Here is a 12,188-nt window from a genome sequence, read left to right as displayed (position 1 = left end):
TGAGCACAGGACCGGGTGAGCGGAACCGGCTGTAGCCGTTCCGCTCACCCGGTGAATTGACGTATACAGGAAAGAACATGCTGTACCAGAATCTCGCCCGCCCCGTCCTGTTCCGGGTCGGCCGCGGCGACGCCGAGCGAGCGCACGACTTCACGATGCGCTGGCTGACGCGCCTGTCCGAGCAGCGGCAGGTGCGCAACGCGCTCATCAAGCTCAACCGGCTGAGCGCGCCCGTCACCGTCTGCGGCATCCCCTTCCCCAACCCGATCGGGCTCGCCGCGGGCCTCGACAAGAACGGCGTCGCCGTCGGCGCCTGGCCCGCCCTCGGCTTCGGCTTCGCCGAGATCGGCACCGTCACCGCGCAGGCCCAGCCCGGCAACCCCAAGCCGCGGATGTTCCGCGCCAGGCAGTCCCAGGCCATCGTCAACCGCATGGGCTTCAACAACGACGGCGCCCAGGCGCTCGCCGCCCGCCTCTCGGCCTCCCCGGCCGTGGACTGCCCGCTGGGGATCAGCATCGGCAAGTCCAAGGCCGTCCCGCTCGAAGGCGCGGTCGAGGACTACCTCCAGTCGCTGCGGTTCCTCTACCCCTTCGCCGACTACTTCGCGGTGAACGTGTCCTCGCCGAACACGCCCGGCCTGCGCCAGTTGCAGGACGCCGGCGCGCTCCGCGCCCTCCTCGGGGCCCTGCACGCCGAGGGCCAGCGCCTGGCCGCCGGGCGGCCCACCCGCCCGATCCTGGTCAAGATCGCGCCCGACCTCACCGAGCCGGCCCTCGCCCAGCTCCTGGAGGTCTGCCTCGACGCCGGGGTCGCCGGGGTCATCGCCACCAACACCACCCTCGGGCGCGACGGGATCATCCCCGCCGAGGACGCCGTCGCCGCCGAACCCGGCGGCATGTCCGGCAGGCCCCTGACGCAGGTCTCGCGCGAGATCGTCCGCTTCGTCCACCGCGAGACGAGCGGGCGCCTGCCGATCATCGGCTCGGGCGGGATCATGACCCCCGACGACGCGCAGGCCATGTTCGACGCCGGGGCCAGCCTCGTCCAGATCTACTCCGGCCTCATCTACAACGGGCCGGGCGTCGTGCGCGCGAGCGCGCGCCGCTACCGCAAGACCGCGAACCGCCACCGATCCAACGCCCACGCCTGATACGAGGAACCATGCCTACCAAGGAATTCGGCGCCCGCGCCTTCCGCCTCTCCCAGGAGCGCGGCCCGCTGTGCGCAGGTGTAGACCCGCACGGGTCGCAGCTCCTCCAGTGGGGCCTCGACGACGACCTGGCCGGCGCGGAGCGCTTCGCCCTCACCCTCACCGAGGCGATCGCCGACAAGTGCGCCTTCGTCAAGCCCCAGTCGGCGTTCTTCGAGCGCTTCGGCTCCGGCGGCGTCGCCCTCCTGGAGCGCGTCATCGCCGAGTGCCGCCGCGCCGGGGCCCTCGTCATTCTGGACGTCAAGCGCGGCGACATCGGCTCGACGATGGCCGCGTACGCGCAGGCGTACCTCGACCCGGCCTCGCCGCTGGCCGCCGACGCGATCACCGTCAGCCCCTACCTCGGGGTCGGATCGCTCCAGCCCGCGTTCGACACCGCGGCCGCGCACGGCAAGGGCCTGTTCGTCCTCGCCCGCACCTCCAACCCCGAGGGCAAGTACCTCCAGATGGCCAAGCGCCGCGACGGGCGCTCGGTGGCGCAGAGCGTCATCGACGAGGTGAACGAGCGCAACGGCGAGTCCGAGCCCATGGGCTCCTTCGGGATCGTCATGGGCGCGACGATCGGCGCGTGCGCCTCCGAGGGGGAGGCGCGCCTGCGTGAGTCGACTTACGGAATCACCCACACCACGGTGAGCCAACGTGACTCCGCTCACGACCTCTCGCAGTTCAACGGCCCCATCCTGGTCCCGGGCATGGGCGCCCAGGGCGGGCGCCCGAGTGATCTTCCGCGCGTCCTCGGCGCCGCAGCGAAGTTCGCAATCCCGTCCTATTCCCGGCAAATCGCACAGCCCGGTCCTGCCGTGGCGAGCATTCGCACCGCCGTCGAGGCGTTGCAGGAGGAATGCCGCGCCGCCATGGGGGAATAAAACCGCCGTTTTCAGTGCGCGGAATTTGCCCCACCCCCGGTCGCAGGCGTGTCGGTAGGTGGGGTTACCGTCTCCGAGCTGGGTATGCTTTGGCGATACCCGCACGTCAAGGTCCACAGGGACGAAACCATCGACTGCAAGGAGACCCCGTGCCGCTCCCTAAACTGACTCCGGAACAGCGCGCCGCCGCCCTTGAGAAGGCGGCTGCGGCCCGCAAGGCCCGCGCCGAGCTCAAGGAGAAGCTGAAGTCGGGCGAGACCACCCTGGAAGCGGTCCTCAAGTCCGCTGCCACCGACGACATCTCCGGGAAGATGAAGGTCTCGGCCGTGCTCAAGGCCCTCCCGGGCATCGGCGACAAGCGCGCCACCCAGATCATGGAGAAGCTCAAGATCGCCGACTCGCGTCGGCTGCGCGGCCTGGGCGAGCACCAGCGCGCCGCGCTTCTGGATGAATTCAAGGGCGACCAGGCCTAAGTTCGGGTAGTAGTAGTCGCGTGAGCATCGATCACCACCACGCCGCCCTCGCCCAGCGACTGACGGTCCTCTCCGGCCCGTCCGGCGTTGGCAAGGGCAGCGTCAAGGCACTCATCCAGGAGTACTACCCGTGGGTCTGGCTCTCCGTGAGCTGCACGACCCGCAAGCCGCGTCCTGGTGAGGTCGACGGCGCCGACTACCACTTCGTGTCGACTGAGCAGTTCGAGTCGATGATCGCCGCGGGGGAGTTCCTTGAATGGGCCTCCTACGCGGGGAACCTCTACGGAACCCCCCGCGGCCCGGTCGAGGAGCGCCTGCGCGCCGGACTCCCGGCGCTGCTGGAGATCGAACTGCAAGGGGCCCGCCAGGTCCGCCGGGCCATGCCCGACGCGCAGCTGGTGTTCCTGGCCCCGCCGTCGTGGGACGAACTCGTCCGCCGCCTCACCGGGCGCGGGACCGAGGACGCCGCGACCATCGCGCGCCGCCTGGACGCCGCGCGCGAAGAGCTCGACGCCGAAGCCGAGTTCGATCACACAGTCACGAACGTGTCGATCGAGCAGGCGGCCTCCGAGCTGGTAGAGTTGCTCAGTTCTCCGGCGGTAGTGAAGACCGGAGCGCGCTAGCAACACCCAAGTCACACGAAGGACAACACGTGTCAGGGACTGTCGCCGACCCCGTCGGCATCACCAACCCGCCGATCGACGACCTGCTCAAGAAGAGCCAGTCGAAGTATCAGCTGGTCATCTACTCGGCCAAGCGGGCGCGTCAGATCAACGCCTACTACTCGCAGCTCGGCGAAGGCCTGCTGGAGTACGTCGGTCCGCTCGTCGAGACCACTCCCGAGGAGAAGCCGCTGTCGATCGCCATGCGCGAGCTCGACAAGGGCCTCCTTGAGACGAAGGCGTTCGACGACAACGAGGCCTAGCCTCTCCGGTCGTCGAAGAGGGGTCAGTTGAACGTCGTCCTGGGCGTGTCGGGCGGCATCGCCGCCTACAAGGCGTGCATCCTGCTCCGCCTCCTCAAGGAGTCCGGTCACGAGGTGACCGTGATACCCACCGAGGCGGCGCTCAAGTTCGTCGGTGAAGCCACCTGGGAGGCCCTGTCGGGCCGCCCGGTGGCTTCCGGCGTGTTCTCGGACGTCTCGCAGGTCAAGCACGTGCGGCTCGGCCGCGAGGCCGACCTCGTCGTCGTCGCCCCGGCCACCGCCGACCTGCTCGCGCGGGCCGCGCACGGCCGCGCCGACGACCTGCTCACCTCGACGCTGCTGACCGCGACCTGCCCGGTGGTGTTCGCTCCGGCGATGCACACCGAGATGTGGGAGCACGCGGCCACGCGCGCCAACGTCGCCACTTTGCGCGAGCGCGGCGTCCACGTCGTCGAGCCCGACTCGGGGCGCCTGACGGGCGCCGACACCGGGCCCGGGCGCCTGCCCGAGCCGGAGTCGATCTTCGCGCTCCTCAAGGGCTTCCTGACTTCCCCGGCACGTGACCTGGTGGGCCGCAAGGTCCTCGTCACCGCCGGCGGCACCCGCGAGCCGATCGACCCGGTCCGCTTCATCGGCAACCACTCCTCGGGCCGCCAGGGCATCGCCATCGCCGCCGCGGCCGCCGCGCGCGGCGCCGACGTCACCCTCATCGCCGCGCACATCGACGCGCCCCTGCCCGCAGGCGTGCGCGTCGAGCGCGTCGGCACCACCGGCGAACTCCACGAGGCCACCGTGAAGACGGCGGTCGAGGCCGACGCGATGGTCCTGGCCGCGGCCCCGGCGGACTTCACGCCGAAGGAGACCTCGGACCGCAAACTCAAGCGCAAGGGCGACCTGGACCTGGCGCTCACGTCGACGCCGGACATCGCGGCGGCCGTGGGCCGGGCCAAGCGGCCCGGGCAGGTCCTCGTCGTCTTCGCGGCCGAGACCCACGACGGCCCCGAGCACGCGAAGGCCAAGCGCGAGGCGAAGGGCGCCGACCTGGTCGTCCTCAACGACGTCTCGGGCGGGGCGGTGTTCGGGCGCCTGGAGAACTCCGTCACTGTGTTCGACGCGACCGGCCCGGTCGCCGCGCTCGACGAGGCATCGAAAGAACTGGTCGCGGACGCCGTGTGGGACGCGGTGGCCTCCCGGCTCCCGCTGAGTGGACCCCACTGACGGGCCGGGTGCGCAGCGCGCCGACTTGGTGGCAAGATCTTGAACGCATAGACTTGTGAGCTGCGAAGGCAGTTGGTAGTGCGCCGCTGGGCGTGAAAATGGTTATGAGGAGTGCCGTGGCACGTCGCCTGTTCACCTCCGAGTCGGTCACCGAAGGCCACCCGGACAAGATCGCGGACCAGATCTCCGACGGGATCCTGGACGCACTGCTGTCCGAGGACCCCGGGAGCCGCGTCGCGGTCGAGACCCTCATCACCACCGGCCAGGTGCACGTCGCGGGCGAGGTGACCACCCACTCGTACGCCGACATCCCGCGGATCGTGCGCGACACGATCCTGCGCATCGGCTACGACTCCTCCAAGAAGGGCTTCGACGGCGCCTCGTGCGGCGTGAACGTCTCGATCGGCGGCCAGAGCCCCGACATCGCGCAGGGCGTCGACAAGGCGTGGGAGTCCCGTGTGGACTCCGGCGACATCGACGAGATGGACCTCCAGGGCGCGGGCGACCAGGGCCTGATGTTCGGCTTCGCGTGCCGCGAGACGCCCGAGCTGATGCCGCTGCCGATCGCCTTGGCCCACCGCCTGTCCCAGCGCCTCACCGAGGTCCGCAAGGACGGCACCGTCCCCTACCTGCGCCCCGACGGCAAGACCCAGGTGACGATCGAGTACCACAAGAACAAGCCGGTCCGGCTCGACACGGTGGTCGTCTCCAGCCAGCACGCGCCCGACATCTCGCTGGACTCGCTGCTGTCCCCCGACATCGCCGAGCACGTGATCGCGCCGGTCGTCTCCGGGCTCGACCTCGACATCGAGGACTACAAGCTCCTGGTCAACCCGACCGGCCGCTTCGAGATCGGCGGCCCCATGGGCGACGCCGGCCTGACCGGCCGCAAGATCATCGTCGACACGTACGGCGGCTACGCCCGCCACGGCGGCGGCGCGTTCTCCGGCAAGGACCCGTCGAAGGTCGACCGCTCCGCGGCGTACGCCGCCCGCTGGGTCGCGAAGAACGTCGTGGCCGCCGGCCTCGCCGAGCGCTGCGAGGTGCAGGTCGCCTACGCGATCGGCAAGGCCAAGCCCGTCAGCGTCGCCGTCGACGCCCAGGGCACCGAGACGGTGGACCCGGCCCTGATCGAGAAGGCCGTCCTGGAGGTCTTCGACCTCCGCCCGGCCGCGATCATCCGCGACCTCAACCTGATCCGCCCGATCTACTCCCAGACCGCCGCGTACGGCCACTTCGGCCGCGAGCTCCCGGAGTTCACCTGGGAGGCGACCGACCGCGCCGCGGCGCTGAAGGAAGCCGTCTCCTAGACGCCGCAATGCTTCGTACCGGGAGCTCTCGATCGTCGGGGGCGCCCGGTACTTTTATCGGATGACGGAGTCGGCGGCGAGATATGCGGCGGTGTGCGTGGACCACCCGCTGCCGCAGCTCAACCAGCTGTTCGACTACCGGATCCCGGTGGAGCTCGCCGACCAGGTGCAGGCGGGCTGCCGGGTGTCGGTGGGGTTCAGCAACCGCAAGCTCAAGGGCACGGTGCTGGCGGTGCGCGACCACGCGGACTTCCCGGGGAAGATCCTGCCGATCCTCGACGTCGTCCCACCGGGGCCGGTGCTGACGGCCGAGGTGGCCGAGCTGGCGCAGCGGATCGCCGACCGGTACGCGGGGAACCTCGCCGACGTGCTGCGGCTGGCGCTGCCGGAGCGGAAGATCCGCGTCGAGAAGGAGGACCCGGCCGAGCGGCTGCCGGTGGCCGCGCCGGACCTCGCTCACTGGGATAGATATAACGCTGGCGAGGCATTCCTGCGCGCGGTGCACGACGGCAAGGCGCCGAGGATCGCCTGGAGCGCCCTCCCCGGCGAGGACTGGGCCCTGCGGCTCGCCGAGGCCGCCGCTGCGGCCGCCGAAGCCGGGAGGGGTGCCCTGCTCGTGGTCCCGGACCAGTACGACCTGGAGCGGCTCGACAGGGCCCTCAACGCGGTGCTCGGCCCCGACCGCCACGTCACGCTCTCGAACGCCATGGGCCCGACCCCGCGGTACCGGTCGTTCCTCAAGGCGCTGCGCGGCGAGGTCCGGGTCGTGGCCGGGACGCAGGTCGCGATGTTCGCGCCCGTCGAGGACCTCGGCCTGGTCGCCGTCTGGGACGACGGCGACAAGAACCTGATCAGCCTCCACGCCCCGCACCCGCACGCCCGCGAGGTCCTGCTCACCCGCGCCGAGCTCGCCGGGGCCGCCTGCATCGTCGGCGGCTTCGCCCGCACCCCGCAGGCGCAGCTGCTGGTCGAGACCGGCTGGGCCGTCTCCGCGGCGGGCCGCCGGGAGGCCCTGCGCGCCTCCGCGCCGCGCGTGGTCCCCATCGGCGACGACGCCGACCTCAAGATCGACCCCTCCAGCTCGACCGCGCGCCTGCCGTCGGTCGCCTGGGAGGCCGCCCGAAAGGCCCTCACCGCCGACCTCCCGGTCCTGCTCCAGGTGCCCCGCCGCGGCTACGTCCCGGCCGTCTCCTGCCAGCGCTGCCGCACCCGCGCGCTGTGCCCCGACTGCACCGGCCCGCTCCGCCTGACCGGGCCCCGGCGGCCTCCGGTGTGCACCTGGTGCGGGCGCGTCGACGACCCGCACCGGTGCGCCGAGTGCGGCTCGAACCGCATCCGCGCGGTGGTCATCGGGGCCGCGCGCACTGCCGAGGAGATCGCGAGCGCGTTCCCCGGCGTCGAGGTGGTCGAGTCGAACGCCTCCGAGCGCCTCGACACCGTCCCCGCGGGCGCGCGGGTCGTCGTCTCCACGCCGGGGGTCGAACCGCGTGCACCGCAAGGCTACGGCGCGGTGCTCCTGGTGGACACGTGGGCGCAACTGACGCGGGCCGAGCTGACCGCTTCCGAAGAGGCCCTGCGGATCTGGATGAACGCAGTGGCCCTGTGCGCCCCCGGCGGCACCGCGGTGGTCACCGCCGACGGCGGCCTCCAGGTGGTCCAGGCCCTCATCCGCTGGGACGCCGCCTGGTTCGCGGGCCAGGAGCTGGCCGACCGCGCCGAGCTCGGCTTCCCCCCGGTCATGAAGTTCGCGGCCCTCACGGGACTGAACGGCGAGGCCGAGAAGCTCGCCGCCGACCTGCCCTCGGACCTCGACGTCGAGATTATCGGCCCCATCCCGGTCGACGAGCACCACGAGCGCCTCCTCCTGCGCGTGCGCCGCCGCGATGGGGCCGCCCTCGCCGCGGTCCTCGCGAAGGCCGTCGCCGAGCGCTCCAGCGCCAAGGCCGAGCAGGTCCGCGTCCAGATCGACCCGCGCGAGATCGCCTAGGCGTTCTGGGGGCCGCTGACGCGGTCGAGGTAGGCGGCGATGGCGTCGCGGTTCTTGAGGACGCATTCGGCCTTGCGGGTCATGCGGTCGCGCTGCTCGGCGAGCTGGGCGAGCATCTCGGGGTCGGGGACCGGGAAGTAGATCTGGCCGGGGCCGTCGAGGCAGGGGAGGATCTGCTTGATGATCTTGACGGGGACGCCGGCGTCGAGGAGGCCGCGGATCTGGCCGACGCGTTCGACGACGGCTTCGGGGAAGTCGCGGTAGCCGTTGGGGGTGCGGTCGGCGGCGATGAGGCCGTGCTGCTCGTAGTAGCGGAGCATCCGGGCGGGGGCGCCGGTGCGCTCCGCCAGTTCGCCGATCCTCATATGGCCCGCCTCACTCCGACTGGACTCTGACATTAGTGTCAAGGTTAGACGCTTCTGGGCATGAGCGAAACGACCCTCTCCGCCCCGCCCGAGGCGGCGCCGCGCGAGCGGCTGCCCCTGTCCGGGCTGCTGGCCCTGTCGACCGCCGTGTTCATCACCGTCATCACCGAGTCGCTGCCCGCGGGGCTGCTGCCGGGGATGCGCGCGAGCCTCGGCGTGAGCGAGGCGGCGATGGGCCAGGCGGTGACGGTGTACGCGATCGGGACGGCGCTGACGGTGATCCCGCTGTCGGCGCTGACCGCCGGGTGGGGCCGCAAGCCGGTGCTGCTCATGGCGATGGCCGGGTTCGTCGCGGCCAACACCGTCACCGCGCTCTCGACGGACTACGCGCTGACGATGGGCGCGAGGTTCGTCGCGGGCATGGCCGCGGGCCTGTCGTGGGCGCTCATGGTCGGGTACGCGCGCCGCCTAGCCCCGAAGGGCATGGAGGGCAAGGCGATCGCGATCGTCATGGCGGGCATTCCGCTGGCGCTGGCGCTGGGGGTCCCGGTCGGGACGTTCATCGGCGGGGTCCTGGGGTGGCGCGAGTCGTTCGGGGTCATGTCGGCGCTCGCGGTGCTGTCGATCGTGTGGATCAGCCTCGTCGTGCCGGACTTCGAAGGGCAGCGGGCGGGGCAGCGGACGCCGGTGCTGCGGGCGGTGGCGATCCCGGGGGTCGCGGCGATCATGGCGGTGATCGCGGTCTACGTGATCGCGTACAACGTGCTGTACACGTACATTGCGGCGTTCCTGGAGCGGTTCGGCATGGGCGGGTCGATCGACCGGGTGCTGCTGGTGTTCGGGCTGGCGTCGATCGCGTCGATCTGGGTCACCGGCGCGCACATCGACCGGCGGCTGCGGCTGCTGACGATCGGCGCGGCGGTTCTCACGGCGGTTGCGGCGGCCGTGCTCGCGGTGTTCGCGGAGGTCCCGGCGCTCGTGTATGTCGCGATCGCCTTGTGGGGATTGGGGCACGGCGGGGTGCCGACGCTGCTCCAGACCGCGGCCGGGCAGGCGGGGGCGAAGGCCGCCGACACGGTGCAGGCGGTGGTGGTGACGCTGTGGAACGCGGCGACGGCCGCGGGCGGGGCGCTCGGCGGGCTGCTGCTGGTCTGGTTCGGGCCGCTGTCACTGGCGTGGACGGTGACCGTGCTGGGCGTGCCGATCCTGCTGATCGCGCTGCTCGCCCGCCGGCACGCGTTCCCGGCGGCTCAGGCGAGCCGTTCGGCGAGTTCGGTCCTGCCGTAGGTGCCGAGCCGTTCGTGGAGGCGCAGCGCGCGGGTCCACTCGGCCCGGGCGGCGGCGTCGTCGCCGCGGGCGGCGTACGCGTCGCCGAGGCCGTGGCGGGCGCGGGCCTCCTCGTAGGGGTCGGGTGCGGATTCGGTGAGTTCGAGCGCTTCGCGGTGGAGGCGTTCGGCCCCTGAGGGGACGCCGATGGCCGCGAACGCGAATCCGGCGGTGTTGAGGACGTCCAGGGCGAGTTCGGGGCTGGAGGTGGCGACGGCCGCCTCGGCAGCCGCGCTCGCGAGCCGCGACGCCGTGTCGCGCTCGCCGAGCTGGGCGTGCGCGAGGGCCTGGAGGCTCTGGACGTAGATCTCCCCGAACGGGTCGCCGACCTGGCGGTAGGCGTCGAGCGCCTCGTCCAGCAGGGCCGCGGCGGCTCCGGCCTCGTGCTCGCGCAGGCGCAGCCGCGCGAGTGCGGCGAGGGCCGAGCCGAGGTTCTGCGTCCAGCCGCGGTCGGCGAAGGTCTTCACGGACCGGTCGAAGCCGGTGCGGGCCTCGCCGTCGTTGCCGCTGAGCATGTCGACGTGTGCGAGCTCGTCGAGGGCGTTGACCTCCCGGTCGGCGTCCCCGAGGTCGCGGAAGAGCCGTGCGGCCTCGGTGGCGCAGGTGCGGGCGTCGTCCAGGCGCCACTGCTGGATGTGGCACTGGGCGAGCGAACCGAGGGTGAGGGCGGCCTCCATGGTGTCGTCGAGTTCGGTCGCGGTCCGCAGCGCCCGGCCGAGGTTCGCCTCGGCCTCGTCGAGGCGCCCGAGGGCCTTCTGGGTGCTGCCGAGGGCGCGCAGGCTCGCGATCTGGTGGTGGCGGTCGCCGGCGGCGCGGTCGGATTCGAGGGCGATCTTCAGGTCCGCTTCGGCTTCGCCGAGGATGCCGCGGATGAACTGGTAGCGCCACAGGGCGCCGGCGAGGCGGCTGGCGTGCCAGTGCCGCTTGCCGGCCGCGGCGTGGCGGATCATCTCGCTCAGCGCGCCGTGGCGCGGGTCGAGCCAGGCGAGGGCCGCCTCGGGGCCGTCGAACCCCGGGACGGGGACTTCGGTCTCGGGGACGGCCTCGGGGTCGAGTCCGAAGATCGCCTGCCAGGTCCCGGCGACGGTCGCCAGGTGCCAGTCGTAGAGCCGCCCGAGTGCGGCTTCGCGGTCGTCGGCGGCGCGCCGGTCGGCGTGCTCCTTCGCGTAGGCGCGCACCAGGTCGTGGACGGTCCAGCGGCCGTCTCCGGTCGCGGAGGCCAGGTGGACGCCCGCGAGGCGCCGCAGCGCTCCGTCGGCTTCGGTGAGGCCGATGCCGGCCAGGGCCGCGATCCCGGTGGCCTCGAACTCGGTCGCCGGGTGGAGGCCGACGGCGTCGAGGACGTCGCGGTCGCCCGCGTCCAGGTGGGCGCGGGTGAGGTCGAGGCAGGCGCGCAGCCCGGCCGCCTCGTCGCCGGGCAGGTCCAGGTTCGCCAAGGGCGCCTGGGCGATCCGGTCGCGCAGTTCGCCGAGGGGCTGCTCGGGGCGGGCGAGGGTCTGGCACGCGGCCAGGCGCAGCGCCAGCGGCAGGTCCCCGCAGGCGGCGGCGAGCCCGCGCGCGGCCTCGGGGTCGGTGGCGACGCGTCCGCGCCCGATCATCGCGTCGAGGAGGTCCATGGACTCCTCGCGGGTGAGCGGCGCCAGGCGCAGGTGCGGGACGCCGTGGGTCGCGGTGAGTCCGAACAGGTCGGTGCGGGAGGTGATGAGCGCGGTCGAGCCGCCGGTGCCGGGGAGGAGGTCCCGCAGCTGCTCGGGGCTGCGGGCGTTGTCGAGGACGACCAGGACGCGCCGGTGGCCCAGGAGCGAGCGGAACATCGCGGCCCGCTCGTCGCCGTCGGCGGGGATCTCCTCGGGCCCGGTGCCGAGCGCGGTCAGGAACCGGTGCAGCACCGGCCCGGGCGCGAGCGGGTCGGTCCCGGAGAACCCGCGCAGGTCCACGTACAGCTGCCCGTCGGGGAACGCGTCGAACGCGCGGTGCGCCCAGTGCAGGGCCAGCGCGGTCTTGCCGATCCCGGCGGGTCCGGCGAGGACGACCGCGCGCGGGGAGGCGGTCTGGAGGTGCTCGTCGATGAGGTGGAGTTCGCGTTCGCGGCCGGTGAAGGCGTGGGGCGCGGAGGGGAGCTGGCGGGGGACCTGCCCGGTGTCGGCGACATCGGCGGCGCTGATGCGCGCGCACTGGGCGAGCCAGGCCTCGACGGCGGGTTCGTCGCCGCCGCAGGCGCGGACGATGGCGGCCACGACCTCGGCGCGGGGGATCGCGTCGCGGTTGAGGACGGCGGCGAGGGTGCTGGTGGGGAGCCAGTCGCCGCGGTCGCGGGCGCGGCGGCTGACTTCGCGGATGCTCAGGCCGGAGGCGGCGCGCAGCTCCCGCAGCAGGGCGACCAGCTGCGGCGCCGAGCCGGCCGCGGAGGGGTCCAGGCCGTCGAGGGGATGACGCACGTCACCGAGTCTAGCGGTGGCCCGTATCGACGGCGGTCCCTGTCCCGGACGGACCGGGACACCCGCACC

11 protein-coding genes are annotated in these 12,188 nt (G+C 72.5%); 9 read left to right on the top strand and 2 right to left on the bottom strand.

Annotated features, from left to right (window positions below; genetic code table 11):
• The first annotated feature begins 77 nt into the window (after positions 1-77).
• The 8 genes from DI269_RS09045 to DI269_RS09010 all read left to right on the top strand — a co-directional run bounded on the left by DI269_RS09045 (position 78) and on the right by DI269_RS09010 (position 7,990).
• Positions 78-1,151: a quinone-dependent dihydroorotate dehydrogenase gene (locus DI269_RS09045; protein ID WP_112134924.1), complete on the top strand. Its 1,074-nt coding sequence runs from the start codon at positions 78-80 to the stop codon at positions 1,149-1,151.
• 11 nt (positions 1,152-1,162) lie between these two features.
• Complete coding sequence (gene pyrF, locus DI269_RS09040) at positions 1,163-2,077, top strand: orotidine-5'-phosphate decarboxylase (protein ID WP_112134923.1); 915 nt, start codon at positions 1,163-1,165, stop codon at positions 2,075-2,077.
• A gap of 149 nt (positions 2,078-2,226) precedes the next feature.
• On the top strand, positions 2,227-2,550 hold the full coding sequence (mihF, locus tag DI269_RS09035; protein ID WP_030156658.1) for an integration host factor, actinobacterial type: 324 nt from the start codon (positions 2,227-2,229) through the stop codon (positions 2,548-2,550).
• Between the two features lie 20 nt (positions 2,551-2,570).
• Positions 2,571-3,173 carry a guanylate kinase gene (gene gmk, locus DI269_RS09030; RefSeq protein ID WP_112134921.1) on the top strand — a complete coding sequence of 201 codons (603 nt, stop codon included), beginning with the start codon at positions 2,571-2,573 and terminating at the stop codon, positions 3,171-3,173.
• 29 nt (positions 3,174-3,202) lie between these two features.
• Entirely contained in the window at positions 3,203-3,475 is a 273-nt protein-coding gene (gene rpoZ, locus DI269_RS09025) for a DNA-directed RNA polymerase subunit omega (RefSeq protein WP_112134919.1), read from the top strand.
• 27 nt (positions 3,476-3,502) lie between these two features.
• Positions 3,503-4,693 (top strand): bifunctional phosphopantothenoylcysteine decarboxylase/phosphopantothenate--cysteine ligase CoaBC, encoded by a 1,191-nt coding sequence (gene coaBC / locus DI269_RS09020; RefSeq protein WP_112134917.1) that lies wholly within the window; start codon positions 3,503-3,505, stop codon positions 4,691-4,693.
• 116 nt (positions 4,694-4,809) lie between these two features.
• A complete protein-coding gene (metK, locus tag DI269_RS09015) occupies positions 4,810-6,003 on the top strand; it encodes a methionine adenosyltransferase (RefSeq protein ID WP_112134915.1) in 1,194 nt (397 codons plus the stop codon).
• 61 nt (positions 6,004-6,064) lie between these two features.
• Positions 6,065-7,990 (top strand): primosomal protein N' family DNA-binding protein, encoded by a 1,926-nt coding sequence (locus DI269_RS09010; protein ID WP_157974858.1) that lies wholly within the window; start codon positions 6,065-6,067, stop codon positions 7,988-7,990.
• Here DI269_RS09010 and DI269_RS09005 read toward each other — a convergent pair.
• On the bottom strand, positions 7,987-8,355 hold the full coding sequence (locus DI269_RS09005; RefSeq protein ID WP_112134911.1) for a MerR family transcriptional regulator: 369 nt from the start codon (positions 8,353-8,355) through the stop codon (positions 7,987-7,989). The two genes, DI269_RS09010 and DI269_RS09005, sit on opposite strands and share 4 nt — an antisense overlap.
• A 60-nt stretch (positions 8,356-8,415) precedes the next feature.
• On the opposite strand from DI269_RS09005, the gene DI269_RS09000 reads away from it, so the two are divergent.
• Entirely contained in the window at positions 8,416-9,642 is a 1,227-nt protein-coding gene (locus DI269_RS09000; protein WP_112134909.1) for an MFS transporter, read from the top strand.
• Here the strand turns inward: DI269_RS09000 and DI269_RS08995 are convergent.
• Positions 9,606-12,119: an ATP-binding protein gene (locus DI269_RS08995; RefSeq protein WP_112134907.1), complete on the bottom strand. Its 2,514-nt coding sequence runs from the start codon at positions 12,117-12,119 to the stop codon at positions 9,606-9,608. The two genes, DI269_RS09000 and DI269_RS08995, sit on opposite strands and share 37 nt — an antisense overlap.
• Positions 12,120-12,188: the final 69 nt, after the last annotated feature.

Origin of the sequence: Glycomyces dulcitolivorans (genome assembly GCF_003265355.1) — a bacterium.
Taxonomy (GTDB): domain Bacteria; phylum Actinomycetota; class Actinomycetes; order Mycobacteriales; family Micromonosporaceae; genus Glycomyces; species Glycomyces dulcitolivorans.
This window is presented reverse-complemented; position numbering and strand designations above follow the sequence as displayed.

Coding starts and splice junctions, on each gene's coding strand:
- DI269_RS09005 (WP_112134911.1), bottom strand. CDS start 8,355: ATGAGGATCGGCGAACTGGCGGAGCGCACCGGCGCCCCCGCCCGGATG.
- DI269_RS09010 (WP_157974858.1), top strand. CDS start 6,065: ATGACGGAGTCGGCGGCGAGATATGCGGCGGTGTGCGTGGACCACCCG.
- DI269_RS09045 (WP_112134924.1), top strand. CDS start 78: ATGCTGTACCAGAATCTCGCCCGCCCCGTCCTGTTCCGGGTCGGCCGC.
- DI269_RS09000 (WP_112134909.1), top strand. CDS start 8,416: ATGAGCGAAACGACCCTCTCCGCCCCGCCCGAGGCGGCGCCGCGCGAG.
- pyrF (WP_112134923.1), top strand. CDS start 1,163: ATGCCTACCAAGGAATTCGGCGCCCGCGCCTTCCGCCTCTCCCAGGAG.